26 protein-coding genes and 1 riboswitch are annotated in these 26,837 nt (G+C 42.3%); of the genes, 16 read left to right on the top strand and 10 right to left on the bottom strand.

Going from position 1 to position 26,837, the window contains the following annotated elements; all coding sequences use genetic code 11:
- Positions 1-13: 13 nt before the first annotated feature.
- The 5 genes from GTQ43_RS15405 (at position 14) to GTQ43_RS15385 (ending at position 6,060) form a co-directional block, all read left to right on the top strand.
- Positions 14-1,879: an ATP-binding cassette domain-containing protein gene (locus tag GTQ43_RS15405; RefSeq protein ID WP_265273461.1), complete on the top strand. Its 1,866-nt coding sequence runs from the start codon at positions 14-16 to the stop codon at positions 1,877-1,879.
- A gap of 113 nt (positions 1,880-1,992) precedes the next feature.
- Entirely contained in the window at positions 1,993-2,190 is a 198-nt protein-coding gene (locus GTQ43_RS15400; RefSeq protein ID WP_265273459.1) for a hypothetical protein, read from the top strand.
- Positions 2,191-2,462: 272 nt separating this feature from the next.
- Positions 2,463-4,061 carry an HlyD family secretion protein gene (locus tag GTQ43_RS15395; RefSeq protein WP_265273458.1) on the top strand — a complete coding sequence of 533 codons (1,599 nt, stop codon included), beginning with the start codon at positions 2,463-2,465 and terminating at the stop codon, positions 4,059-4,061.
- A gap of 96 nt (positions 4,062-4,157) precedes the next feature.
- Positions 4,158-5,366, top strand: a complete 1,209-nt coding sequence (locus GTQ43_RS15390) for an ABC transporter permease (RefSeq protein WP_265273780.1) — start codon at positions 4,158-4,160, stop codon at positions 5,364-5,366.
- Between the two features lies 1 nt (position 5,367).
- Positions 5,368-6,060 (top strand): ABC transporter ATP-binding protein, encoded by a 693-nt coding sequence (locus GTQ43_RS15385; protein ID WP_321162482.1) that lies wholly within the window; start codon positions 5,368-5,370, stop codon positions 6,058-6,060.
- Here GTQ43_RS15385 and GTQ43_RS15380 read toward each other — a convergent pair whose 3' ends face one another.
- The 3 genes from GTQ43_RS15380 to GTQ43_RS15370 form a co-directional block, all read right to left on the bottom strand.
- On the bottom strand, positions 6,061-6,516 hold the full coding sequence (locus GTQ43_RS15380) for a helix-turn-helix domain-containing protein (RefSeq protein WP_265273457.1): 456 nt from the start codon (positions 6,514-6,516) through the stop codon (positions 6,061-6,063). It lies immediately after the preceding gene.
- 944 nt (positions 6,517-7,460) lie between these two features.
- On the bottom strand, positions 7,461-7,664 hold the full coding sequence (locus GTQ43_RS15375; RefSeq protein ID WP_265273456.1) for a DUF1989 domain-containing protein: 204 nt from the start codon (positions 7,662-7,664) through the stop codon (positions 7,461-7,463).
- Between the two features lie 88 nt (positions 7,665-7,752).
- Positions 7,753-7,856, bottom strand: a riboswitch (guanidine-I (ykkC/yxkD leader).
- 55 nt (positions 7,857-7,911) lie between these two features.
- Positions 7,912-8,724, bottom strand: coding sequence for an SDR family NAD(P)-dependent oxidoreductase (locus GTQ43_RS15370; protein WP_265273455.1), 813 nt, complete (start codon positions 8,722-8,724; stop codon positions 7,912-7,914).
- Positions 8,725-8,942: 218 nt separating this feature from the next.
- On the opposite strand from GTQ43_RS15370, the gene GTQ43_RS15365 reads away from it, so the two are divergent.
- The 3 genes from GTQ43_RS15365 to GTQ43_RS15355 all read left to right on the top strand — a co-directional run bounded on the left by GTQ43_RS15365 (position 8,943) and on the right by GTQ43_RS15355 (position 11,936).
- A complete protein-coding gene (locus tag GTQ43_RS15365) occupies positions 8,943-9,917 on the top strand; it encodes a threo-3-hydroxy-L-aspartate ammonia-lyase (protein ID WP_265273454.1) in 975 nt (324 codons plus the stop codon).
- An 85-nt stretch (positions 9,918-10,002) separates the two neighbouring features.
- Positions 10,003-11,319 (top strand): amino acid permease, encoded by a 1,317-nt coding sequence (locus tag GTQ43_RS15360; protein WP_265273453.1) that lies wholly within the window; start codon positions 10,003-10,005, stop codon positions 11,317-11,319.
- Between the two features lie 71 nt (positions 11,320-11,390).
- The gene (locus GTQ43_RS15355) at positions 11,391-11,936 is read left to right on the top strand and encodes an RNA 2'-phosphotransferase (RefSeq protein WP_265273452.1); all 546 of its coding nucleotides are present in this window, start codon (positions 11,391-11,393) and stop codon (positions 11,934-11,936) included.
- Positions 11,937-12,195: 259 nt separating this feature from the next.
- On the opposite strand, the gene GTQ43_RS15350 is transcribed toward GTQ43_RS15355, so the two are convergent.
- From GTQ43_RS15350 to GTQ43_RS15340, 3 genes are all read right to left on the bottom strand, one after another.
- Positions 12,196-13,557: an RNA polymerase sigma-54 factor gene (locus GTQ43_RS15350; protein WP_265273451.1), complete on the bottom strand. Its 1,362-nt coding sequence runs from the start codon at positions 13,555-13,557 to the stop codon at positions 12,196-12,198.
- Positions 13,554-14,726: a sigma-54-dependent transcriptional regulator gene (locus tag GTQ43_RS15345; protein WP_265273450.1), complete on the bottom strand. Its 1,173-nt coding sequence runs from the start codon at positions 14,724-14,726 to the stop codon at positions 13,554-13,556. Before GTQ43_RS15345 ends, GTQ43_RS15350 begins: the two co-directional genes overlap by 4 nt.
- Positions 14,727-14,873: 147 nt before the next feature.
- Entirely contained in the window at positions 14,874-16,328 is a 1,455-nt protein-coding gene (locus GTQ43_RS15340) for an ATP-binding protein (RefSeq protein WP_265273449.1), read from the bottom strand.
- Positions 16,329-16,456: 128 nt separating this feature from the next.
- Between GTQ43_RS15340 and GTQ43_RS15335 the strand changes: the two genes are divergently transcribed.
- The 7 genes from GTQ43_RS15335 to GTQ43_RS15305 all read left to right on the top strand — a co-directional run bounded on the left by GTQ43_RS15335 (position 16,457) and on the right by GTQ43_RS15305 (position 23,152).
- On the top strand, positions 16,457-17,392 hold the full coding sequence (locus GTQ43_RS15335) for a hypothetical protein (protein ID WP_265273448.1): 936 nt from the start codon (positions 16,457-16,459) through the stop codon (positions 17,390-17,392).
- Between the two features lie 326 nt (positions 17,393-17,718).
- Positions 17,719-18,315, top strand: a complete 597-nt coding sequence (locus GTQ43_RS15330) for a sigma-70 family RNA polymerase sigma factor (protein ID WP_265273447.1) — start codon at positions 17,719-17,721, stop codon at positions 18,313-18,315.
- Positions 18,312-18,659, top strand: coding sequence for a hypothetical protein (locus GTQ43_RS15325; RefSeq protein WP_265273446.1), 348 nt, complete (start codon positions 18,312-18,314; stop codon positions 18,657-18,659). The genes GTQ43_RS15330 and GTQ43_RS15325 overlap by 4 nt, the downstream gene beginning before the upstream one ends.
- 10 nt (positions 18,660-18,669) lie before the next feature.
- On the top strand, positions 18,670-19,113 hold the full coding sequence (locus tag GTQ43_RS15320; protein ID WP_265273445.1) for a Spy/CpxP family protein refolding chaperone: 444 nt from the start codon (positions 18,670-18,672) through the stop codon (positions 19,111-19,113).
- A gap of 26 nt (positions 19,114-19,139) precedes the next feature.
- Positions 19,140-20,675 carry a DUF1800 domain-containing protein gene (locus GTQ43_RS15315; protein ID WP_265273444.1) on the top strand — a complete coding sequence of 512 codons (1,536 nt, stop codon included), beginning with the start codon at positions 19,140-19,142 and terminating at the stop codon, positions 20,673-20,675.
- 148 nt (positions 20,676-20,823) lie between these two features.
- Positions 20,824-22,053: a DUF1501 domain-containing protein gene (locus tag GTQ43_RS15310; RefSeq protein WP_265273443.1), complete on the top strand. Its 1,230-nt coding sequence runs from the start codon at positions 20,824-20,826 to the stop codon at positions 22,051-22,053.
- Between the two features lie 640 nt (positions 22,054-22,693).
- On the top strand, positions 22,694-23,152 hold the full coding sequence (locus GTQ43_RS15305) for a hypothetical protein (RefSeq protein ID WP_265273442.1): 459 nt from the start codon (positions 22,694-22,696) through the stop codon (positions 23,150-23,152).
- Between the two features lie 160 nt (positions 23,153-23,312).
- Here GTQ43_RS15305 and GTQ43_RS15300 read toward each other — a convergent pair whose 3' ends face one another.
- From GTQ43_RS15300 to fldA, 4 genes are all read right to left on the bottom strand, one after another.
- Complete coding sequence (locus tag GTQ43_RS15300) at positions 23,313-24,056, bottom strand: cobalt-precorrin-6A reductase (protein WP_265273441.1); 744 nt, start codon at positions 24,054-24,056, stop codon at positions 23,313-23,315.
- On the bottom strand, positions 24,056-24,481 hold the full coding sequence (locus GTQ43_RS15295) for a DUF1636 domain-containing protein (RefSeq protein WP_265273440.1): 426 nt from the start codon (positions 24,479-24,481) through the stop codon (positions 24,056-24,058). The genes GTQ43_RS15300 and GTQ43_RS15295 overlap by 1 nt, the downstream gene beginning before the upstream one ends.
- Positions 24,482-24,555: 74 nt before the next feature.
- The gene (locus tag GTQ43_RS15290) at positions 24,556-25,332 is read right to left on the bottom strand and encodes an alpha/beta fold hydrolase (RefSeq protein ID WP_265273439.1); all 777 of its coding nucleotides are present in this window, start codon (positions 25,330-25,332) and stop codon (positions 24,556-24,558) included.
- A gap of 450 nt (positions 25,333-25,782) precedes the next feature.
- Positions 25,783-26,295 carry a flavodoxin FldA gene (fldA, locus tag GTQ43_RS15285; RefSeq protein ID WP_265273438.1) on the bottom strand — a complete coding sequence of 171 codons (513 nt, stop codon included), beginning with the start codon at positions 26,293-26,295 and terminating at the stop codon, positions 25,783-25,785.
- A gap of 57 nt (positions 26,296-26,352) precedes the next feature.
- Here fldA and GTQ43_RS15280 point away from each other — a divergent pair, with 57 nt between their 5' ends.
- Entirely contained in the window at positions 26,353-26,529 is a 177-nt protein-coding gene (locus GTQ43_RS15280) for a hypothetical protein (RefSeq protein WP_265273437.1), read from the top strand.
- Positions 26,530-26,837 lie beyond the last annotated feature (308 nt).

The following is a 26,837-nucleotide window of genomic DNA, read 5'->3' as shown; positions in this document are numbered from 1 at the left end:
AAAGGAAACAAGCATGAGATTCATTCGATTTCTTTGGGAAATATCATGGCGGAGTATCTTGATTGCAACTATCACAGGCTTAATTAGCGGTGGTAGTAATGCGATGCTGATTTCACTCATCAATCGGGCTGTTAGTCAAGCATCACTTCCTAATGCACTGTTATATTTTGCGGCATTAAGTCTTTGTACTCTCTTCACAAGTACTGTCGCGCAATTCATGCTGATTAATCTCTCGCAAAATGCAATTTACCAATTACGAGTTAGATTAGGTCAAAACATCCTATTTTCACCTTTAGAACATCTAGAAAGACTTGGAGAAAATCGGTTACTTGCAACACTAACTGATGATGTTAGAGTCCTTTCGCACGCTGTATCTGCAATTCCTAGTATTTGTATCGATCTCGCTACTGTTCTGGGATGTTTATTCTACTTGTCTTTGGTTTCAAATATTATATTTGTCTTGACGATCGCCACATCTGCTGTTGCTATTTGGTGTGTCCAAACTAGGCTCGGCAAAGCCCAGCATTTATTCTCCATAGCACGTGAAGAAGAGGATAACTTATTTAAGCATTTTCAAGCTATCACTAGAGGTACTAAAGAACTAAAACTGCACAAAACTAGGCGAGAAGATTTCTCCTCTAAGAACCTTCAAGGTAGTGCCACAAAACTGCGTCATAAAAATACTACTGCCATGCAAAGCTTTGCGATCGCTAATGGGTTAGGGCAATTTTCGCAGCTTTCTAGTCTAGCATTGATTCTTTTCATCTTGCCCTGGTTTATTCATATCCCAATCCCAATGCTGTCAACATACGTCCTCACTACTACCTATCTATCTCTTCCGCTCCAGAACCTATTACGCAGATTACCCGATCTCTTACAAGGTAATGTGGCGTTACAGAAAATAAACATGATGAAGCTATCATTAACAAGCCAAGCAGAAGTTGATACAAAAATTAGCTCCTACATTGTCAAACAACCTAGTCAAATAGAATTGAAACTTGAACTCGATCGCGTCAGCTATCTGTATCACCCTAGTAATGACGATCAAGAATTCCTGTTGGGGCCAAACAATCCATCTTTGCCTCCAGAACATAAGTCGGAAAAGGGACGTAAGCCTAGAGATATTCATCCGCCTCGTGGCGATCGGAAAGGGTTAGCTTTGGGGCCAAATAGTCCATCTTTACCACCGGGACATCACCCTAGAAATATGCATCACCCTGCTGACGATGAAAAGGGATTTCTTCTAGGCCCAATTAGTCTAACATTGCAGCCGGGACAAATAACATATATTGTGGGTGGTAATGGTAGTGGCAAGTCAACCTTAGCTAAATTAATTACAGGGTTGTATCCACCAAAAAATGGGTCAATTTATCTCGATGGAGTCCTGATTACGGATGAAAATCGGGAATGGTATCGTCAGCATTTTTCTGCCATTTTCTCTGATTTCTACCTTTTCGACAGTTGTTTAGGATTCAATCATCCCGATCTAGATCGAGAAGTTCAAGGTTATCTCAGACAATTACAGTTAGACCATAAAGTTCAAGTTAGAGATGGTGTTTTATCAACAACTAACTTATCCCAAGGACAGAGAAAACGCCTCGCATTGCTAACAGCTTATCTAGAAGATAGACCGATTTATTTATTTGATGAATGGGCATCTGACCAAGAACCACACTTTCGGGATCTCTTTTATAGGCAGAGTCTTGTCAAACTTAAGGAACGTGGTAAAGCTGTAATAGTGATTACTCATGATGACCGTTATTTTCACTTAGCTGACCAAATTATTAAGCTCGATTATGGTAAGGTTCAACCTGACTATGTTCCGACAAAGAGCCATCTAAGTGAAGGTAGGCTTGATGGAGCAACATTATTGGATTGAAAAGAGTTGTATCAGGGGAGGTTAACCAGAATATTTCTGAAATGATGTGTTGATTTTGCGGTGATTAAAGTCTTGGGATTTTGATGAATTATGTCAAATATGTGAGTAAAAATATGAACGCTAATGAGCAGGAAATTAATCATAGAATTTTTGATGACATGACTCAAATTCAAATTGATTTAGAGATAGCTCTGAAAAATATACTGGAAGAAGCTGGGGGCAAAATTAAGCCAGATAAGCAAGAGGAATTTAAGAAGGAAATTGAAGGTACTAAGCAAATTCTGGAACGTTTTAAGAGTAGGTATGCTTAAGAAATGATTTATTGAACCACAGAGGCGCAGAGAACACAGAGATAAGAGATTAGGAAAGAATTGATTTTCGAGAATTTTTACTCTGGGTACTGGGAATAAGTTTTTTAAAATTTGGTGGTGGGTAATATACCTAATCTCTTTTACAATTCAGAATTTTCCCGATCAATTTATGTAAGCATTCAGATTGACCAGCCATTACAAATGTAAGCTACTTATGGTTACATAAATTTAGCCAAATAGAGGCAGGTCTGGTTTTTACTCAAGGAGTGAATATGGCATTTAATCCTCTCGACCCGATAAATTACCCAAATTTACCCAAGCTAACTGACTCTACATCTTCACTCCCACCCACAAAGAAACAAGGGATAACAAAATGGTTAGTTGGATTTCTTTTCCTATTTTTAGTTGTGAGCGTGAGTTATCTTGTTCATCAGCAGCTTGTTAAGCAACAACAGCAAGCAAATCTACGCCTAGCGGTAGTGCCTTTAAAACGGACGAATTTTTCTATTACTGTCTCAGCCAATGGAACTGTTAAACCGGAACGGTCAATCAACCTCAGTCCCAAAACGGCGGGTACTTTGAAAAGTCTGCTAGTTAAGGAAGGTGATTATGTCAGAGAAAAGCAGGTATTGGCTTATATGGATGATTCAAATTTGCAGGGACAATTAACCCAAGAGCAGGGAAGATTGGCACAAGCAAAGGCAAATCTCCGCAAACTCATGGCAGGGAATCGTCCTCAAGATATTGCTCAGGCGCAGGCGAAATTGGAGGAACTAAAGGCAAAGTTACGTAAACTGATTACAGGTAATCGCTATCAGGATATTGCTCAAGCGCAAGCCCGTTTAAATAGATATCAAGCTACTTTGAGTCAAGCAAAGGATGACTTTAGCCGCAACCAGAAACTTTATGATGCTGGAGCAATTTCTCGGCAAACTTTAAACCAAAAACGTGCAGACTTCGACAGCGCCCAAGCCCAAGTAACGGAAGCGCAACAAGCACTTTCTCTACAAAAAGCGGGAACCCGTCAAGAAGATATTGACCAAGCTAGTGCAGAAGTAAAGCAGCAACAGGAAGTACTATCTCTGCAAAAAGCGGGAACCCGTCAAGAAGATATTGACCAAGCCAGTGCAGAGGTGATATCTGCTCGCGGAGCGTTACAAAACATTCAAACCCAGATTGATGACACACTGATTCGCGCACCCTTTGATGGGGTTGTCATTCGCAAGTATGCCGACCCAGGTGCTTTTGTCACCCCAATGACGGCAGGTAGTTCAGTTTCTTCTGCAACCTCATCCTCAATTCTGGCATTAGCTGATACAAATCAGGTTGTGGCAAATATCTCGGAGAGCAATATTTCTCAAATTCGTGTCAATCAACAGGTGGTAATTAAGGCAGATGCTTACCCTGGAAAAACATTTTCGGGACGAGTCTCGCAAATCGCGGCTCAGGCAACTGTAGAGCAAAATGTTACTAGCTTTGAAGTGAAAGTTGCTTTGCTTTCAGATTCTAAGAAGTTGTTGCGATCTGGAATGAATGTATCTCTAGAGTTCAATGTTGGTCAGTTGCAAAACGCCCTGACTGTACCAACGATCGCAGTGACGCGTCAACAAAAAGTAACAGGTGTTTTTGTGGCGCGTCAAAATCAACCACCCGTATTCACTCCCATTACTACTGGAGCAACAGTTAATAATCGTACCGAAGTCAAGACTGGACTGGACGGCACAGAAAAGATATTGGTCAGCTTCCCGCCCCAATCTCCAAATCAATCCGGTATCTCTTTTCCCGGTTTACCAGGAAGCTCTAAAGCGGGCAGTTCTCAACAAGAACCTCCGATGGGGCCTCCACCCGGTGGTGGTTCTCCCGCTCATTAATTTCAGGTACAAAAAATGACTATTTCCTTTCGCTTACCTCGCCCAAGAGCGACTTCTCGTCGTGCCAGTACTGTATCAGTAATCGAAATCTTATCAATGGCAATGGAGGCACTATGGCGGAATAAACTCCGCACTGGTTTGACGATGTTGGGTGTAATTATTGGCATTGCTTCTGTGATTGCAATTACTTCTGTTGGACAGGGTGTACAAAAAGCGACAGAACAGCAAATTCAGTCTTTAGGAACTGATGTTTTACAGGTCTTTGCGGGTGCTGCCCGTTCTGGTGGTATCAGTCAAGGGATGGGTTCTAGTTCAACACTCACCTGGGAGGATGCCAAAGCTATTCAAGAAGAGGCTCCTGCGGCTCAAGTCGTTTCTGCTTACCTCCAACGTCCGGGGCAGGTGGTTTATGAAAAGTTGAATAATTCAACCAACATTGTGGGAACCGATTTGAACTATCCCGAAGCCAGAAATACTTCCCTTACACAAGGGAGGTTTTTTACCCAGGAAGAAATGGATAACGCTAAATCAGTGGTTGTTCTAGGGCCGACAGTGCGGGATGAACTATTTGGTACTGGAAAAAATTCTATTGGTGAACAGATTCGGATTCAACGTAACATTTATGAAGTCATTGGTGTATTTGAAAAGAAAGGTTCAGAAGGCCCGATGGATCGGGACGATCAAGTTTTCATTCCCCTAACTAATATGTCAAGTCGAATCGTGGGGAATAATGCTTTAAAAGGTTTTGCGATTAATGGCATTTATGTAAAACTAGCTAATCAAGAGCAGTCAGCAACGGCTCAATTTCAGGTTGTGAATCTTTTACGCTTGCGTCACAATCTCAATTCATCTCAGTCTGATGATTTCAGCATTAGAAATCAAACAGATGTTGTTAACACCTTTACGACTGTGGTGGGCTTGTTTACGATGATGGTGGTAGCGATCGCTAGTATTTCTCTGCTAGTAGGAGGCATTGGCATCGCTAATATTATGCTGGTTTCTGTTGTGGAGCGAACACGAGAAATTGGCATTCGCAAAGCTGTTGGCGCAACTAACTCCGCTATTTTGAATCAGTTTTTAGCCGAATCTGTGGTGATTTCTACCGCCGGCGGCGGTATTGGGATGGGAATTGGCATTGGTATTGCCTTTGGCGCTGCCATGATTTTCCATTTTCCCTTTATCGTCTCTGTGTGGTCAGTTGTGTGTGGATTTGGATTATCGTTCATTGTCGGGTTGCTAGCCGGGGTGATTCCAGCTAGGAATGCCGCTCAGTTAGACCCAATTGCCGCCTTACGGAGTGATTAATATGGAAACTATGATCTGGATGCAGGGGATTACCAAAACTTATCACCTGGGTGAAGTGACAGTACCTGTGTTGAAGCGGATTGATTTAGCAATTGAGCAAGGAGAGTATGTTGCCATTATGGGCACATCTGGTTCTGGAAAGTCTACATTGATGAATATTATTGGCTGCCTAGATCGTCCAACGGCTGGACACTATGTTTTAGAAGGCAGAAACTTGACTACTTTCGACAATGACGAACTGGCGCATATCCGCAATCAGCGCATTGGCTTTGTATTTCAGCAATTCAATTTGTTACCAGGTGCTACCGCGCTTCAGAATGTGATGCTACCGATGATTTACGCTAATGTTCCCAAGCAAAAACGCCGCCAGCAAGCAATTCAAGCACTGACAAGGGTGGGATTAGCCGATCGCTTGTTCAATTTTCCCAACCAGCTTTCTGGAGGACAACAACAACGAGTAGCGATCGCGCGGGCACTAGTTAACCGCCCAGCCCTGATGCTAGCTGATGAACCAACGGGTGCATTAGATACTGAAACGTCTCAGGAGGTAATGAAGTCATTCGCCGAACTCAACCAACAAGGTATGACCATCATGATTGTCACCCACGATCCAGCGATCGCTGCCCAAACCAAACGAGTGATTCGAGTCCAAGATGGTTTAATTCAAAACCATCAAGCTTCCTTAATCAGTTAATTAATTACTCTGTGTCTGGGGTTGTTTGCATCCGCTTCCAAACCTCCTTCCCCTGTTTTTAAGTACCCGTCGTAACCGATCTGCACTCAAGTTTACTTGACGTTCAGATGCGAGTTTTTTTGCTAATTGTTTCGAGTTATAAGTCTCTGACTCTTGAGCTAAACAATTTTCTAGATAAACCAAATCTGATTCTGAGTATCGGGGTTTTCCGCCTCTACCAGGAGCATCCCACAAACCTGCTAAACCCATCTTTTCCCAACGGTGAAGGGTTTGACGGACTGTTGAAATTGCCCAGCTCAAGCCTTTAGCAATTTGCTCATTTTTTAAGCCGCGATTATTCAGTAGCAAGACTTGAGCGCGATCCTTGGTGCGTTGAGGAACATCCTTGGCTTTTCTTAACTCTTCTAAAGTCAGCTTTTCTTGCTCAGTTAGAAAGACTTTTAATCGGCATCCCATAATTAATAACCTTTTACACAGTTAATTGTTGCCATTTTTCCTTATGTCTATTCATGCCTATACATTTGCATCCTCTCAAAGTTGAACTACAAACAATATTAAGGATGCCATCATTTCAAAGGCTGCTATGCAAGAAGTATTGGCTTTAGAACGCTATTAAGGTTTACTATTTATTATCGACAAGGGAATTTTATAAAAGTTAGGTACATCAGAAAGGACAGCATTAGCCTGTATAGGCAAACTTAGTTGATAGCCAGAAAAGCTATAACAATAATAGTTTATTGGTGTTGTCCTGATTAATGTTTAAAGTCGATAATAAAGGACTGTATCATTAAAGTTATGAGATTATTCGTATCTTTATGTTGATTTATCGAAACTTTAAAAATAATTTGGGCGCTACTTTCGATTGAAAAACATATCTATACAAGCCTAGTTCCCTTTTATTCAACTCATCTCTGGAAATTTGTCTTGATTGTCTCCAAAAAATACCTGTTTCCTTGACTTTACATAAAGTTTATATTTTACGTAACAAAATTCTTACTTGATGCAAAAATATATTCAATATCGATTTAAGGCAGCACAAATTTTTCTGCCTTTCCTCTTTTTACCACTTTTCCTACCTTTCCTACCTTTCCTACTTATTTGTAATATTGCGTATTAAAAAGCTAACTTTTAATCTATCCTCTTAAGACAATTATTTTGCGCCATAATTACAGAGTTTGCTTGTAGAGACTAGTACCGCAGGGCGGAATTAAAAATTAAAAATTAAAAATTAAAAACGAATACAGCATGAGGGTTTCATTGATTTGGAATGGGTGGTTTATTTCCGCCGCACTGTACTAGTAAGTTTTGAGGGTTTTTAGTAAGCATTTTAGTGCTTAGAAAATAGGCATTAGGTTAAACCGCGTTTGCCCAAAGCTTTAAGGAAATTGTTCCGGGAGTTGTTATAGTCGCTTTCGCCATATTTGTTGTAAGCCCCTGTAGCAAATCATCGAAACACCCTGTGAACCTTCCAAATCAGTCACGCGCAGGGTATTTCCCCGTTTGATCGTGTAATGCCAATACGCACCACCAGGCAGCTTTTCATCAAGTAAAATTAGGCTCGGATCGATTGCCCCCAGATTCGGCAGAATAGATGTTTGCACCATAAAATCCTCCTGTTATCTTCTGGAATTGAAGAAACGACTGACTCAAATAACAAAGCCCAGGAGATACCAATACAGTTATACTGTCTGGCTCTCCCGGGCTTTTTTCCCGCCGTATTACCAACTTTTAGCAGTTGGCTGCTTCTCTTGCACCAGACATCACTCGGCGCGATCGCAACCCTAGAAGCTCATTGTTGTTCAGTTTGCAATTCGAGTTTGCGAAACTTCCACAACATTATAAACTATCGGACTACCTATTTTTTTTGAGTTCGTGCATACTTCTGACAACCTTTGTGACCAAATTTCTGGGTGTAAATCTAACGCTTTCAGTCAATATCTTATTTCTCATCCCAGGAACAACAACCGTTTTGTTTTTCATTAAGCCCCGATAACCAATATTAGCAACGGTTTCCGTATCCATCATTCTGTTAACGCTAGCAATCTTGGAATCTTCCATTGCAGCAGTTTGTTGAAATTCCGTTGCTGTTGGCCCTGGACAAAGAACAGTCACGCTAACACCTGTACCCTCTAATTCATTAGCGATCGCTTCTGAAAATGATAACACATAAGCTTTTGTAGCAAAATATACTGCCATTAGAGGACCTGGTTGAAAAGCAGCCGCCGAGGCCACATTTAAGATTTTTCCATAGTTTTGCTCCACCATATCCTTGAGAAATAACTTAGTTAAATGAGTCAAGCTAACCATATTTACCTGGAGCATTTTCAGTTCAACACTGAGGTCTGTTTCGTTAAATGCTCCATAAGTACCAAAGCCAGCATTGTTAACTAACACATCAATCTTGATGGATGCTTGCTGTAGTTCTGTAAAAATTTCTTCTGGGGATGTTGGAATGGATAAATCCTTAACAAAAATTTTGACGACAATGCCAAACTTTTGCGGAAATTCATCTATAATTTCGGTAAGTTTTTGCTCATTCTTATCTACTAACACCAGATTATAATTATGACGAGCAAAAATCTGGGTTAATTGATAGCCTATACCACTAGCCGCTCCTGTAATTAGAGCCGTTCTTTTTTGCCTAGTTTCGGATGTTTTATTCATGTTGTAAAAATGACTAATTTGAGTTAATTATTTTTAACTTTTATAAATTTAGCTACGACAGTATATAATATTTATCTGTAGCTAAATTTATAGTGACAAAAAATGATGCTATCCACCTGAAAAGAGTATGCTTCAATCCAGGATATTAGAGGCAAATATAAAAATCTGTATCTATATCAACAAGAGCAAAATATTTAATAATTTTAATAATTTTATCAATGTCACAGCAGAATTCCGTTACTATAAAAGACGTGCAAGCAGCACAAGAGCGAATTTTAGGAATTGCCCACCACACGCCTGTGATGACTTCTAAAATTGTTAACGATCGCACCAATAGCCAAGTATTCTTTAAGTGCGAAAACTTTCAACGGACGGGAGCATTTAAATTTAGAGGGGCCTACAACGCCATTACGCAACTATCGGTAGCACAAAAACAAACAGGCGTTATTACCTATTCATCAGGAAATCATGGCCAAGCGATCGCTTTAGCTGGAAAACTCCTCAATATTCCCACCACCATTGTCATGCCTGATGATGCACCCACTGTCAAACAAACTGCTACTCGTAGCTATGGTGCAGAGATAATTTTATACAATCGTCAAGAAACAAACCGAGAAGAATTAACCCAAAATTTAGCCCGTGAAGGTTCTTTGACACTTATTCCCCCTTACGATCATCCAGATGTAGTCGCTGGACAAGGGACAACGGCTTTAGAACTAATTCAAGAAGTTGGTGAATTAGACTTGCTATTAGTTTGTTGTGGCGGTGGCGGATTACTTTCAGGATGTGCGATCGCAGCTAAAGCACTTTTACCCAATTGTAAAGTAATTGGGGTAGAACCAACATTCGCCGACGATGCTACCCGCTCCTTTCACAGCAAAACCCTGCAAACTGTCAAGAATCCTCATACTATCGCCGATGGTGCGCGGACTCCTAGCCTTGGTCAAATTACTTTCCCCTTAGTACTGCATTACGTCGATGATATGGTAACGGTATCTGAAGAAGCAATTCTTCGCACCATGTTTTTTCTGTGGGAACGTCTGAAAATTGTCGTTGAACCGACGGGAGTCCTCGCCGCCGCCGCCTTACTAGAAGGTGTGGTGACAGCACCAGAGGCAAGAATTGGTGTCATTATTAGCGGTGGCAATGTAGATTTGGCGCAAGTTGGGAAATTGTTTTCTGTCGGATTGTAATTACTCCTGCATAGATTTTAATTAAAAAAGGTCATTACGAATTACGTTCGCGTAGCGTGCCGGAGGCTCTATTACGAATTATTTTATGCTTCCCATAAAGACTGTTATCCAAAATTCAGAGGAAGTCACTCGGTTGTTTTCTCATCTGGAATTTGATGGAAAAAAGCTGAATCATCAACCGGGTAGTGTATTGGGAAGTACTGCATTAATTGCGGGAACCACCGTTGGGGCGGGGATTCTCGCCCTACCAGCCGTTACCTTGCCCTCTGGGGTTGTGCCATCCACATCTGGATTGATTGCTGTTTGGCTCTACGCTTTAGTTTCAGGGTTATTGGTTGCAGAAGTAACCTTAAATACCATGCGAACAGAAGGGCGGGCGAGTATCGGTTTTTTAGGAATTGTTGAGAAAATTCTTGGTAAACCAGGAGCGCGAATTGCAGGTGGTGCATATTTATTCATGCACTATGCTCTTTTGGTGGCATACATCACCGAAGGCGGAGAGATTTTAGGATATGCGGCAGCCAAAATCTGGAGTGTGCAAATATTGCCTACATGGGTGGGTACAACAACTTTCACCCTCTTATTTGGTGGCATTATGTATTTTGGGCGAGAAAAGTTTATTGAGAAATTAAACAGCGCCTTTGTTGGAATTGTCATCGTTTCCTTTGTGGGACTATTATTTCTCGCAGCAGGGCATATTCAGAGTGCCCAATTATTACTTCAAGACTGGAGCGCCCTTGGTAGTGCTATTTCAGTGATGTCTGTGGCATTATTTTTCCAAAATGTTGTGCCGTTGGTTGTGGCGCAACTCGAAGGAGATGTCCGCAAAATTCGTCAGTCTATCTTTATTGGTTCTGTGATTCCTTTAATTATGTTCTTGGCTTGGAATGCCATAATTTTAGGAAGCGTCAGTCCTGATATGCTACATACAACATCTGACGGTAGAACTGTTTTTGACCCCCTGCAAGTTTTACGAACAGGTGGAGCGGGGAAATGGTTAGGAGTGTTAGTATCCATTTTTTCAGAATTTGCGATCGCCACATCATTTATTGGATTTGTCTACGGCTTGCTAGATTTATTCAAAGATATTTTTCTCATTGCACAGGGCAAAATTTCTAGTCGCCTCCCCCTCTATTCGCTGGTTCTTTTCCCTCCCATGACTCTTGGAATGCTCAATCCCAGCATCTTTTTTACTGCCCTAGATTACACTGGAACATTTAGTATCTCAGTTCTCGGTGGAATTATTCCGGCGTTAATGAGTTGGAAGCAACGTCAAGAACAAGAAAATTCAGATAGCATAAATCAACCACTCGTTCCTGGCGGGAAAATAACGCTCATGATAATGATTGGAGTGGCATTAGCTCTGATGGGAAGACAAATTATGTCAACTTACACAAACTAGAAGCATCAATGAAATTTATCATGTAGCATATAAATATATATTTGTAGTATAAATATCCCAATTACAATCAAATGAGCGATCCTCGCCCGATCAAAATCAGCAAATATCTCAGCAAATATCTGCGACACACACCAGATGCAATTGGAATTAAACTTGCTCCTGGTGGTTGGGTTGCTGTTGATGAACTAATTAATGCTTGTGCTAAAAACAAGTTTCCGATTACCCGTCAAGAATTACAGGCAGTAGTAGAATCCAGCGATAAACAACGCTTTGCTCTTGATTCTACAGGTACTCTAATTCGGGCGAACCAAGGACATAGTGTAGAAGTCGATTTACAATTAGAACCTGCTGTTCCCCCAGATGAGCTTTATCATGGCACGGGACACAAGTCTGTAGATTCAATTCTGGAAACAGGACTTCGCAAAATGTCACGACATCATGTCCATTTATCGAAGGATATTGCAACAGCCCAAACTGTTGGTGCGAGACATGGAAAAGCCGTGGTTTTTGCTGTATCTGCTACCGCAATGCATCAGGCGGGTTACATTTTTTATTGTTCTGATAATGGTGTTTGGTTAGTGGATCGTGTGCCACCGGAGTATCTCCAAAAAATTTAAATTTTTATAGACAGGACTTACGCAAAATCATGAAAAAACGAACCGCAAAGGACACAAAGGACACAAATGAAGAGAGCAGGGGGAGCAGGGGGAGCAGGGGGATTAAACTAAGCCAGACACTTGGAGTGGAGTTTCTACCTACCTTAAGATACAAGGATTTATTCGCCCACAAGGGGCGAAGTTTTGAACCTTTACTTTTTTTATAAATAAGAGTTTAAGAGGGTTTTTGCATAAGTCCTAATAGATTTTGAAGAGTTATTTATAACTTTAAGTCTTTAAGTTTACGTGCGCGGGAAGATTCGATTCCTGCCATTTTTCGGTATTTGACTACAGTCCGTCGAGCGATCGCTATTCCAAATCGCAGCTTTAATAATTGGGCAAGTTCTTCGTCGCTGTAGGATTTAGCTGGCGGTTCTTGTTGAATTAGTTGAATAATCAACTCTTGAATTTGTTTAGGTGTGCGTCCACCAATGCCAACAGTAGTACAGAAAGACTGCAACGGCACAATTCGACTTTTCTCTCCGTTAATTAGCAAATAGCGATCGCGCACAATGCGACTGATGGTAGCATTGGAAAGCCCGACTGATTGAGCAACTAGCTGCTGGGGTGTTGGTACTAAATCTAGACTGTCTTTACTTGTGAGAAAGGCTTGCTGACGATTAACCAAAAATTGCCCGACTTTGAGTAAATTTTCCTGCCACTGGTTGAGTGCTGACAATAAATTTCGTGCTTGTTGTAGCAGCGTTTCCTGCATCTTGTGGTTTGATTGAGCGAGCAAAGCGATCGCTTCTTCATCCAAGCAAAACTCTTGACTCACTTCAGAAGTTAAAGAAACCTGCCAGCCGTTGGCATTGAATTCGGCTTGTAAGTCTGGGGTAGCGATCGCTACTGGATGATGGCTAAAGTTCCTGCCGGGACGAGGTTCTAAGGTCTGAATTTCTTGAATCGCTGCTTTTAAAGTAGTCAGATTAATCGGTGATTCTACTACCGAAACCCTTTCTGCATATAGTTGCAATTTTTTCAACAACAATTGTTGATGTTCATTGCCTTGGGTTGAATTACCAATACAATTTGCCACATCTGCTAAGTAATCTCGCACCAATAAGGCAGCCAAACTATTGGGACGATCTTGAAGTTGTAATAGCAGACATTCTTGGGGCGATCGCGCCCCAATTCCCGGCGGATCGAGGCTTTGTAAATGCGACACAACCACTTCTAATTCCTTGACATTCCAAGCACTTCCTGATATCCAGACTTGGGGCGATTCTTCTAGATAGCCGGAGGGTGAAACCCATTGCATGAGGTATGACAGCGCTTCTCGCTGTTTAGGTGGCAAATCTAAAGCGGCAATTTGCCCACGCAGATGTTCTTGTAAGCTTGGCTGCATTGCAACTGGACTATACCAATTTGGTAAAATGTCTTCTAGCAATGCTTCCCGATGATTAGAGTTTTGATGCCGCAAAAATGGATTATGTTGAGCTTCTGCTTGCAAATGTTCTCGAACTCGCTGATGATTCCAAGGTAACAGTTGCACCAATTGTCGTAGCGTTGGATAAAGAACTGCTTGTGTCTCTAAACGGGTTTCTACAGAGAGAGTTGAAGTTAATGTCTGGGTATTCATGTCTCATTCTTTTGATTAAAGACAAGATGTTCCGGCAAAATTGTGCGTCCACCTGAAAGGATCGCTGCCCGTTCTAAAGTGTTCTGCAACTCCCGCACATTCCCAGGAAAAGTATAATCCCTCAGCCTCTTCATCGCCGATTCCGCCAGCGCCAAGCGTTTGAATCCCCGCCGCAAAGCAGTAGTGCTAAGAAAGTGTTGGGTAAGTTCTTCTAAATCTTCGGGGCGATCGCGCAGGGGTGGTAATTCCAAGCGGACGACGTTAAGGCGATAAAAAAGGTCTTCCCGAAACTGGTTTTGCTGTACCATCTGCTCTAGGTTGCGATTGGTTGCAGCAATAATCCGCACGTTGACTGTGTGTGTCTGGTTGCTACCCAGCCTTTCAAAGGAACAATCCTGTAACACCCGCAGAAGTTTACCTTGAATCACGAGACTGAGTTCTCCAATTTCATCCAAAAAAATTGTGCCGCTATTTGCTTGCTCAAATCGTCCAATTCGCAGGTGATTTGCACCAGTAAATGCTCCTTTTTCATGTCCAAATAGTTCTGCTTCTAACAAATGTTCTGGTAGTGCAGCACAGTTAACTTTTACTAATGGCGCTTTGCTGCGGGGACTAGCTACATGAAGGGTTGAAGCAACCAATTCTTTGCCAGTACCAGATTCTCCGGTGATCAGGACGATTGTATCTGTGGGAGCAAGACGACCGATGAGTTTGAAGACTGATTGCATCGGTTGCGATCGCCCCAATAATTCCTCTTGTCCTACCTGCAAGGTAGATTCACCAACGTGATACAATGGCTCTTGATGATGGGCTAATGCTTTGGTAGTCAAGTTTACTAGTTCATCTAAGTCAAATGGTTTAGTTAAATAATCGTAAGCACCTAACTGCATCGCTTCGATGGCAGTGCGACTGGTTCCGTAGGCTGTCATCACAATTACAGGTAACTCAAACCGCTTTTGCTCTAGTTGCTTTAATACTGTCATCCCTTGAGTTTTGGGCATTTTCAAATCAAGAAATATTAAATCAAGATGAGTGGCTGGGTTTTGTAACAGCTTTAATCCCTGTTCGCCGTCTGCTGCTTCTAGTACTTCATGACCTTCACTGTGCAAGATTTGGGCGATCGCCTGTCGTAATGCTTTTTCGTCATCAATAATTAGAATTTTTGCCATTTAGCTTTATCTCCCTAATAGTTAGGAATTACGGAATTACGAACCGCAGAGGCGCAGAGAAGCCAGTGCGTTGGGCGGGTTCCCCGACTTGTAGCAACTGGCGCGGCACGGAGAAATGAGAGTTTGAGAGGTTTATTTGCGTAAGTTTTAAATAGTTAAGTAAATGCTAAAGCGGGTACATCCCGGTTTAGATTGCACATCGATATAACCGTGATTGCGTGTAATAATTTCGTGGCTAATGGCTAACCCTAGTCCTGTTCCTTCGGGTTTAGTGGAATAGAACGGGACGAAAATTTGCTCTTGAGCCTCGGTAGATAAGCCTTTTCCTCGATCTTCGACCCAAGCGAGTAAAAGGGAATTAACCTGTTCTCCATTGTTTGATATCTGCTCAACTCCAATTTTCACTTGTTCCCCTTCAGGACTGGCTTGAATCGCATTCAAAATCAAATTCACGAATACCTGTCCTAGTTCGTGACGACAAAGCGGTATCTGCGGTAAGGATGCAGTGGGAGGGAGATAAAGCAAATCAACTCCGCATTCTTCTGCTTTGAGGCGGAGTAAGGCAATTGATTCTTGAGCGATCGCTTCTAGGGAAGTTACTGTGGGAATTTCCTGTTGGTTGTGGTCAAAATACAGAAGTCTTTTAACCAAATGTTCCAAACGTTCCACTTGTTCGAGCAAACTCGCAATGGGGAGATTGTTAATCGCCTGTTTTTGTAGTTGGCGTTCTGTATATTGCAAGTTCAACCGCATACTGGCGAGGGGATTACGAACTTCATGGGCAACACCTGCTACCAGTTGCCCTAATGAAGCCAAATGCTCAACTCGCCGCAGCCGTTGTTCCAAATCTTGACGGCGAAACTGCATTGTGTTGATTGCACTTCCTAACAGTCCCATTTCAGCAGGTAAAGGTGGTATCTGTTCTGCCGGATTTGCCTCCATCGCCTTGAGACTCTGCTGTAGTTTCTGCACGCCCCACTGGAGTTGCATCGCAATGGCAAATGTCCATATACCCACAATTAAAATTCCCAACACTATCAACCCACTGAGAATTTTCTGCGGACTATCTTCTGTCCGTGGCATCCGTTTCATAGTCCACACCGATCCCCAAAGGGGTAAGGGATCTACTCGCAATATCAAAATATCCAACTTGGGACGCAGTACGAGTTCTTGGGGTAAACCCTGACTAGTTGCCCGTCGTGCCAATTGTAAAATTAAGTCCTGTTCTGTGGGGGGAATGTCTCTTTTTGGTATTGGCCCCCCATGAGTGGGAAAAGCGTATCCCAACAAGCGATCGCGCTGTAGCAGATAGAAGCCCCCTTCTACACGGGGAAAATTTCCTAAAGCGTCTGTTGATAAATCTTGTAACGACTGATTTAAAAGCTCGTCAGGGGTTTCTGTATGATTGGGGCGAGATTCCCAAAATAACTTGATTAGGCGGGTATTAGCACTCGCCAGTTCCTGCTGATTGCGGGAAACTACTGTCCCCTCCAAGCTTTCAAACAGTTGTATAACTAGCCATAGCGCTAATCCACTCAGACTCAGGAACAAAACTGTCAAAATTGTAAGTTGTTGCCGCAGAGTCCAGCGTCGCAGGGGCATAGATGAAAAACCTTTAGGGCAAAAAATATCAACAGTTCTTATATTCTGCGATTTGCTTTGACTTCACCTGTACCTTTGGCACGATTTTTGCACTTTGGAATTCTGAACTATTTGAACTTTGAGCAGCTATGAAAGACTCCCGCGATCGCATTACTTCCGAAACCGCTACAGAATTATTTACTTTAGCAGCACAAATCCAAGGGCAAAAATCCCATGACTACGCACCCTCAGAACTGGTTCAAGCTGCGATAGAGGCAGGTATTTCTCCAGACAATCTTCAGGAGGCATTACAACTTATGCGTATCCAACAGACTCAACATCAGACTCGCCACCGTAACCGACACTTAATCCTCAGCAGTGGAGTCGCCGGAATTGCGATCGCCTTAGCTGGTATTTGGACTTACTCTACCCTCAACCAGCAGTCAGCGGGACGGGTATTACCTGCGGCAATGGTTAATCCAGACAGTCGAGTTGATCTTGATGCACCCCCACCTGATGGCAACACTGCAATCTATACTGGGACAGTGCAACAATACTTACTCAATACTGAGGGCAGAATCGATGGCTTACTACTCAAAAATGGATTTCAGGTAAAGTTTCCACCTCATCTGAGCAACCAACTGACTAACTTGATTGCTCCAAATACTGAGGTTAGCATCACTGGTACGACTGGTACAGCCACTCGCTTCGGGCAGGAAATCCGGGCAATTCAGATTACCAATCAAAAAAATCAGCAGACAATTGTTGCCCAATCTCCTACCACACCTCCCCCGCCTCCAGCCGATTCTGCTAGCTACACCAGTTTTTCTACCGAGGGAACTACTCAGCATTGGTTAGTTGGGCATCGGGGAGAACTTAACGGCCTCATCCTCTCCTCTGGCGTAGAAGTTAAGTTTCCGCCCCATGTTGGCGAACAACTGGTTAGTCTGATTCAAGGAAATGATCAAGTTAAAGTTCAGGGTTTTGGTAGCCGTAACAGCTATGGACAAGTCATAGAAGCAACCCAATTAACTGTAAATGGACAGAATGTAGCGATCGCTCCACTACCGCCAAAAAAGCCTTAATGAAGTAGGTGGACAAAAATATTTACAGTTATTGCGATCGCGATTTTGAGTAGGCTTTACAACACTCAGTCCTGAGTGCCTCGGCAAGCGAGTAAGTAAAAAAACTACTCATCACTTATGTACTTGGTACAAGCCTCGCCCCTTTTGAGTGGTCTTTTAACTCAGCACTCAGCACTCTTCATAAGCGATCGTCACTTTCAGCAATAACCTGTACTAATTAGTACTTACTACAGCCGGAATTTATTGAAAATGTGATTTGAACCTTTTTTCAATTCATCCGGTCTAATAAATACAAGCAACGAAACGGATAGAGGAGAACGCCTCAGGTGTTAGTTGTACCAGCCAAGGTTTTAAAAGCAAATCAATTGATTGGTGAATCAGAAAGCGAATCTGACAGTTATCTAGTACAGCAGTGCTTGCATGGTGATACCCAAAGCTACGGTCAGCTTTACCGTCGCCATCAGCAAAGAGTGAGGTCAATCCTCTACAAACTCTGTACTCCTGCCAGCCTTGATGATGTGGTGCAGGAAGTTTTTCTGCAAGCCTGGAAAGGATTGCCCAAGTTTCGCCAAACAGCAAAATTTTCCACCTGGCTGTACCGAATCGCTTGGAATGTGGCTTGTGACCAACGACAGGCAGATGTTAAAAGGCGAACTCAATTACAGATTTTGAGTCAAAAAACTCCGACACAACAGGAAGCCCCAGAGCTAATGAATTTGCATTATCAAGACCTTGTGCAACGGGGACTAGCAAACCTAAGTTTTGACCATCGCACGATATTGGTTTTGCATGATTTGGAAGAAGTACCTCAAAAAGAGGTAGCACAAATCCTAGACATTCCTCTGGGAACAGTCAAGTCACGCCTATTCCATGCTCGTGCTGCTATGCGTCAATTTCTCGAAAACCAAGGAGTACAGTTATGACTCAACTCCCCAATGACAATCGCAACCTAATTAATTTTCTATCCCAACATTGTCCAGAAGTTCCACCAGCCTCACCTGATTTAGAACAACAAATTTTACAACAGGTGAAAACTTGGCCTCAGTCACCCGTACGCCACTATTCAAGACCAAGGTTAGTTCTACCTGCTCTCGCTGCTGGATTAGTCGCTGCGATAGTTGGCTACCGTGCCTTCATACCGGCTCAACCAAGTCCGGCAGAACTTGCTACATTGCAAAATTTTATTGAAAGCAATTGGCAAGGTACTGTCAGCAACGAACATCTGGAAAGTGATGTATGGCATCTTACAGACTTAGATACTGAATAGGAGATTTTTGATGTTAATTCGTCGTGTTTCCATTTTGGCGGTGATGATGATTGCCTTTGGTAGCACTATTGCTCTGGCCAAACCAACTTTCCTCTCGCGCCAAGTTATTGCCCAAACCGCCACAAGTGGATCTCCTGCAAATCGTGCTAAATCAGGGGGATGGCTCAAAGATTTGAATTTGACATCCCAGCAACTGCAACAAATTAAGGAAATTCGTCATCAATCCAAACAGCAGATAGCCCAAAAATCACAAGAGATACGTCAAGGGCAACAGGAATTACATGACCTAATCGCAGGGACAGCTACTAAAGAGCAAGTACGGGATAAATATAACCAAATCAAGCTCGTAAAGCAGCAACTTGCTGATACCCAGTTTGAAAATACCCTTGCTATTCGGGAAATCTTGAACCCAGAGCAACGGCAGAAATTTGCCGATCGCATGTATAAGAAATAATCCTTCAGCACAGCACAATTAACTCTATGCTTGTAAAGCCTAAATATTGGGTGTTGTTGCTATTGATCTTACTGGGAGGAATTGACCCCAGTAATGCAGCCTCCACCCCTGTTGACCCAAAAGTATTACATATTATTAATCGCCTCAGCTTTGGCCCTCGTCCGGGAGATGTGCAAAGAGTGGAATCTATGGGTGTAGAGAGATATATTCAGGAACAACTCTCACCCGAATCGATTCCTGAACCACAAAGTCTTACTAGCCAACTAAATCAGCTAAATACTCTCCACTTGAATCCGGTGGAACTTTCAGAACATGGGATAACTAATCTCCCAGGACAAAAACCCACCCAGTTAGAAAGAAAAGCTGCCAACCAGTGGGCTAAAGAGGTGCTAAATGAGGCAGTCCAGGCGCGATTATTAGAGGCAACTAACAGTAAGAGACAACTCCAGGAAGTGATGGTGGACTTTTGGTATAACCATTTTAATGTGGATGCTGCTAAAGGACGCGATCGCTTCTGGGTAGGAGCTTACGAACAACAGGCGATTCGACCTTATGTTTTGGGTCGCTTTCGCGATCTGTTAGGGGCAACAGCCCATCATCCAGCCATGCAGTATTATCTAGACAACTTCCAAAATCGGGCTGATAGCCGCCCTGATGCCCAAGGTAATATCCCCGGTTTAAATGAGAACTATGCCCGTGAACTGATGGAATTACACACTCTCGGCGTAGATGGAGGGTATACTCAGCAAGATGTAATTGCTCTGGCGCGGATTTTAAGTGGTTGGGGTTTCAGTCGTTCCGGTCAGCAGACAGATAATAATTTCGGATTTTACTTCAATCCCAAGCGTCATGATTTTAGCGACAAAGTTTTCTTGGGACACACAATTAAAAGCGGTGGTGAAGCCCAAGGCGAGGAAGCTTTGGATATTTTGGCTCGAAGTCCGGCGACTGCACGTCACATCAGCTATCAGATAGCTCAATATTTTGTCAGCGATGTTCCCCCAACTACTCTGGTAAACAATCTCACACATCGTTATCTTGCCACTGATGGCAATATTCGTGAGGTTCTCAACACCTTATTCCACAGCCGAGAATTCTGGGATGCCAAAAACTTCAATGCCAAGTTTAAAACACCTTATCAATATGCTATCTCTGCGGTGCGAGCTACAGGTGTGGAAGTAGAGAACACAAAACCAATCTCCAATCTGCTGCAACAGTTGGGAATGCCCCTATATGGTTGCCAAACTCCAGACGGTTACAAAAACACAGCAGATGTGTGGTTGAATCCTGATGCAATGAACCGCCGTCTGAGTTTTGCTTCAGCGATCGCTAATGGAAATTTAGCTTTATCAAGTATGCCCACAAATATGCAACAGTGGCAAACAATCGGCACTGAGCAAAAACCTTTACAAAAGTCTCCCAATATTCCTATAGATGCTTGGCAACTAAGTAATACATTGGGCAATTCTTTGTCCATGAAAACGCAAAAGGCGATCGCTTCTAGTGCCCCTCAAATTCATAGTGCTTTAATTTTGGGCAGTCCAGAATTTATGCATCGTTAGTTACATAATTGGGCATTGGGCATTGGGAATCAGCCTTAGCAGCCCCAAATAATTTGTGAATCTCTTTCATTGTGCCCTTCTCTGCAAGACGCGATGCGATCGCGGTTCGTTAAAAAAATAATTTTCACAACTCATAGTAATTTTAATTATGAAAAGACGTAACTTCCTAATCCAAGGTGGAATTTTTTCAGCTGCTGCAATCACAGCTGTAAGCAGCAATGCTTGGATAGCCAGATCCGCTACCCCAAATATTGACCAGAAGCGCTTAATTGTAATTTTCCTTCGGGGGGCAGTAGACGGTTTAAACGTCGTGGTTCCTTACTCAGAGACAGCTTACTATCAAGCCAGACCGCAAATTGCTATTCCCCAACCAGGCAAAGAAGGGGGAGTAATAGATTTAGATGGACGCTTTGGCTTGCATCCAGCCTTAGATTCTTTGATCCCCTTTTGGCAGCAGAACAGTTTGGCATTCGTTCATGCCTGTGGTTCTCCCGATCCAACTCGTTCTCACTTTGATGCTCAAGAATACATGGAAAGTGCTACCCCTGGTGACAAACATACTCAGGATGGTTGGATGAATCGTTTACTAGGGGTGATTTCTCAAAAAACACCTATTCAAGCAGTAAGTGTGGGAGAAACAACACCCTGGATTTTTTCTGGTCGGATGCCTGTAGCTAACATCGCATCAGGGAGAAATGCTAACAGACCTCTGCCAATAGATCGTCCTCAATTAGCAGCAGCATTTGACCAACTTTATGGCGGTAATGATGCCTTAAGTCAGACCTATCAGCAAGGACGAATGGCACGTCAGGCCATCATGAATGACCTAGATAGTGAAATGAAAATGGCGAATAATGGTGCGCCTTCACCTGATAGCTTCGCTAGCGATGCCCAACGATTGGCACAACTAATGCTCAAAGACCCCAGAATTGAGTTAGGGTTTATGGCTTTAGGAGGTTGGGATACCCATGTTAATCAAGGTGGCACTCAAGGACAGTTAGCTAGGAATCTCAAAAAATTAGGTTCAGGTTTGACCAGTTTGGTTGGAGGCTTAGGGAGCGTTTACCAGAATACGACAATTGTGGTGATGTCTGAGTTTGGTCGTACAGTCAAGCAAAATGATAACGGTGGTACTGACCACGGTCACGGGAATGTTATGTGGGTTTTGGGTGGTAATATTCGCGGTGGTAAAGTTTATGGTGAATGGCCTGGTCTATCTACAGCCCAACTTTACCAAGGTAGAGACTTGGCTATTACTACTGATTTTCGGGATGTTATCTCTGCTGTGTTGTCAAATCATCTGCATCTCAATGAAGCAAAATTGAATCATGTGTTGCCAAGTTACACCTCTACTCAGAAAATAGCATTAATTAAGTAGGTCGAGATAATTATCTGAGAGGATGTTTTAAAAGTCCTCTGGTAGGTAGCAAAAAGTTTTAGATCCCCCTAAATCCACGCCACGTGCTTCAAGTTGGGGAACCCGCCCAACGCAGTGGCTCCCCTTAAAAAGGGGGACTTTGATTCTTCCCCCTTTTTAAGGCTACGGTGTACACACAAGTCTTTGAGAGTGGTCTCATAGGCTTTTGATCCCCCCAACCCCCCGATAAATTGGGGGGCAAAAGTCTCTTAAAGTCCCCCAATTTATCGGGGATTTAGGGGGATCTCCAACGATTTTGGGTTTCTACAGAGATGTGTGTACACCGTAGCCTTTTTAAGGGGGGTTAGGGGGATCTAAAAGTACCTAAAATTACAGCCAACCACTTTTAAAACATCCTCTGAAAAGTATATATTCTTTTGACATAGAAATGACACAATTATGACATATAAAAAAATGTCCAATCAACTATAGTTTTAAGCATTCTCCATAGTTTCTGTCTAGTAACTTTGCTGCTGACAAATCTAATGATTCTTAACCAAGGATTAACCAAATGAATGCCATTACATAATTTTTTAGTAATAAAATATCTCAAAGTAGTTGATAACTATACAAGTAAATCAAAAATCAATGTGAGGTGACAGTGAAAGTTTTTAACTTCTATAAGATTAGCTTGGCTTCAGTATTGTTGGCTACACCTTTATGTGTTTTCTCTATGAAAATACTTGCACAAACTCCAACTCCTCAAAAGCCAGGAGTTATTATTAATAGCGGTTCTACAAATGCTTGCGGGTTTAAAATTCGCGTATTTCCATCAGGAAAGGCAACTTACACTGTTTGCAATAGGAAAGGTGCAGGTGAAATTAAAGTGAACACAGCTACTACATTTTTCCAGGATATTTCAGCAGCTAAACCACTGTCAGGTTTACCATCTACTTCATGTGTTAAATCTGTTTCATTCGGTACATCAACTCAAATCAAGTATCAAGGACAAAAATCTCCAGATATTAGCTGTCCAAGTAATGATTCTAGAGTCACAAATCTGTATAATGATGCCAAAACTATTCAACAGCAATTAAACTTTTCAACTTCCAAAAATTAATAGTCAATTCGCATAGGCTAGTATAAATTAGACTTTTGGGCGTTGCTGAATCGAGGTATAAACTTGAATGTAGGGACGTAAAATTTTCCGTCTCTACAAGGATTTTTCACCGCAATGCACAATCGTTTTCATGCCGCAATCAGCAACGCCGGACTTTTGCCTAGTTGTGTAACTTTTCAAATAGCCATGCTACAGCACCATCAACATCATTAACCTGCTCCCCTGGTGGTATAGCTGGACGATTTACCATCACAACTTTTATGCCTAATTCTCGCGCTGCAATAATCTTGGGCTTTGTTGCATTGCCACCACTATTTTTACTCACTATGGTATCAATTTTGTGATGAATCAGGATTTGCCTTTCATTATTGAGGGTAAAGGGCCCGCGATCGCACAATATTTTTCCTGCTGGTACCAAAGCATCATCAGTAGGAGAGTCAATCATCCGCATTAAAAACCAAATTTCCTCTAGGTGAGCAAAGGCGGCGAGTTCTTGCCTACCAACGGTCAAAAATACTCGCTGTGCCTGGTTGTGCAGAGATGCGGCGGCGGCGGCAACACTGTCAACTTCAATCCAGCGATCGCCATTTCCTTTTTCCCAAGGTGGGCGGATTAACATCAGACGGGGTACTCCAACCTCGGTTGCAGCATCTGCCGCATTGAAGGAAATCTGACTAGCAAAAGGATGGGTTGCATCAATTAATAAGTCAATTTGCTTTACTCGCAAATAACTAGCCAATCCAGCTACACCACCGAAGCCTCCAACCCGGAAATCGCCTAACGGAACTGATGGTTGACGGGTGCGACCAGCTAGAGATGTGATTGCTTCTAACCCTTGAATAGTGACCACTCTGGCAGCTAGTTCTGCGGCATCTCCCGTCCCACCCAGAATCAAAAGGCGCATCACTGAGATAGAGATAAAGGTGGAATCTTTGCCAAAATGCCCTTTTTCAAGGCTTCTGGGCGCTCTGACCAAGGCAATAAACCATCTGCTTTAGCATAGTATTGACTAGCACACTCTAATACCGCAGATGCACTACCATCAACGGCTAAATCACCAAATAAATATGTTAATTTGCCTTTGGCGGCAAAAGCAACTACACAGGAACGATTACAAGCACTCATGCATTCAACTTCTTGAATTGGGAATTCATTTCGTAAGTCCCAATCTTGTGCCAACTGCTGAAGTTGTTGCAGAAGTTTTTGACCACCACTTTCACCTAAACGTTTTCCCTCTTGCCAAACGCTAGCACAAGTTTTGCAAACAAATAAAGTGTGGTCAGCAACATCCAAGGGATTTGTTGTAGAAATATTGACAGTAGTCGTCATCTGTACCTTGTAGATATGGGGAACTGGTCACTCTCTACTTTAACGAATAGACATCTGGTGAAATTAAATATGCCTTATCCACAACCCTTGTAGAGACGTAGCAGTGCTACGTCTCTACATTCTTTTTCGGAGATGTCCAATAGATATGGATGGTGGCGTTGCCAAAAATTCAAAATCTCTTCGCCAACCTGTTGAGGATAGAAGTAGTGAAAAAAATGATAACCTTGTGGGCATTCCCAGAGTTTATCTTCTGGCTTTAACCAATTCAGCCAGTCATGTAATGCAGGTGAGTTGACGACCGGATCGCTCTTGCTACCACATACCATCATTGGCATAGAAACTCCACCCTTGGGTAAATAAACCAACTTAAACAAAGAGTGTGACGATGGAGATTGTTCTAAATCTTTATCTAAGGCAGCTACTAACTTTTTAGTGGTATGAGGTGGTTGATTTCCAAATAGACTACGAACGCTGCTTCCTAAAACTAGCTCACGGCTGATGCTAAAAAGTTGTCGCTGAAAGTAATAGTGAGCGTGCCAATTGTTTGCAGGTTGAGCAGCTACAGCCAACAGGGTGAGCGATCGCACTTTTTGAGGAAATCGCCGAGCAAAGCTTAAGGCGATCGCACCACCCATCCCATGTCCCGCCAAATGCATGGGGCGATCGTACAATTCTAAAAAATCATCCAGCAATTCGATAGCCTGATCTATGGAACTAGCTTCATCTTTGGTTTGCTGGTATTCCCACTGGGCGACGTTTATATATCCAGATATGTAATCAAGTAATGGTTTATCAAAACGTTGTAAAGCAGGACTGGCACTTAACCACACAACATCAAAGGAATCAGACATAAATAACCCATAACTTCTAAATTATCAATTTCAACTAAGTGCGTATGCAAAAATATTTATGTCATTGCGAGGAGAATGAAATGTAGCGAACGCGAACAGCGTCTCCAAGAGTTGCAATCCCAAGACCTTGCGTTCGCGAAGCGTGTCCGAAGGACTTATGCTTCATTCCGCTTTGCTCCATTCGCAATGACAAATGTATATAGCGTTTCCTAATCACATGAGGTACATCATAGTCCCCTCATCGCTTGCGGGGAGGGGGTTGGGGGTGGGGTTCTTGTACCTCACTCGACTGAGAACCGCTATATTTAATTTTGCATTCCTACTTAAAAGGGCGGCTAGAAACTGCGTCTACACAGGTTAAAAATCTTGCTTTTCTCTTAGCCCGTTACTCAGGACTCCTGAATACTGAGCTTTGTTTGTGTAGACGCAAATTCTATTCGCAAAGGCTTTCTACAAACCAAATTCTGTCTTCAACTGAGCAACCCAAGTTTTAATTCGCTCGTCTGTGAGATCGGATTGACTACCTTGATCGAGTGCCAATCCGACAAACTTGCCATTTTTCAAAGCTCTAGAATTTTCAAAGTCATACCCTTCGGTTGACCAGTAGCCAACAGTTTTACCACCGCGCTGAGAAATTTTTTCTTCCAGAATTCCTATTGCATCCTGAAAGTTCTCGGCATAGCCATATTGGTCTCCATCACCAAAATAGGCAACCAACTTACCACTAAAATCTATTTCATCCAAATCGGGAAAAAAGCTTTCCCAATCGCTCTGAAGTTGACCAATATCCCAAGTTGGAGAGCCAATAATCAGCAATTTATACTCGTCAAAAGTGCTAGTATCCGCCTCATAAATGGGATGTAATGTTACAACATCACCACCAAACTCATCCCGAATTTTTTCAGCATCAGATTCAGTGTTGCCAGTTTGAGTCCCGTAGAACAGACCGATTTTTTTCGACATATTTTCTTTTCACTTGATATATGTTGATTTGCAATTCTTCTTCAAAGACGCGGTGTGATGGTGCAAAGCACCCGCCAGAGGCGATCGCAAGAATTAACGCAAGGCTACTTATTAGCCTTGTATCTACAAAATAAGCAGCAATCAAACCCATTAGAGCTAAAGCACCAAGCTGTAATAACCGTTGACTTAATGAATAATAATCTCAATAAGTCTAGAAATATAATATCAGACTAACGAAAATCTTTTTCATTTAGTAAAAGTAAACTTTTCTAAAGTATTTAAGGAAACAAGTCGAAAACTAAATAAGGCGGTAAAAAACCTTGTAACTTACTCGGCTATAAGCCTCACCCTTACTGGTACCCGAACAAGAAAGATTTCTAACTTACCGGAGTTTGATTTTGGATCGATCTCCTTCTTGTAAACTACGGTAAATCGATAAACTTATTGTACTTTAATTTTAAGCTTATCCAGCATACTTTGCAAGAGTCTATTAAAGATAATATAAATTTTTAATAAAGTCTGAATAAAGTTACTATTAATAT

It is taken from the genome of Nostoc sp. KVJ3 (assembly GCF_026127265.1).
GTDB lineage: Bacteria > Cyanobacteriota > Cyanobacteriia > Cyanobacteriales > Nostocaceae > Nostoc.
This window is presented reverse-complemented; position numbering and strand designations above follow the sequence as displayed.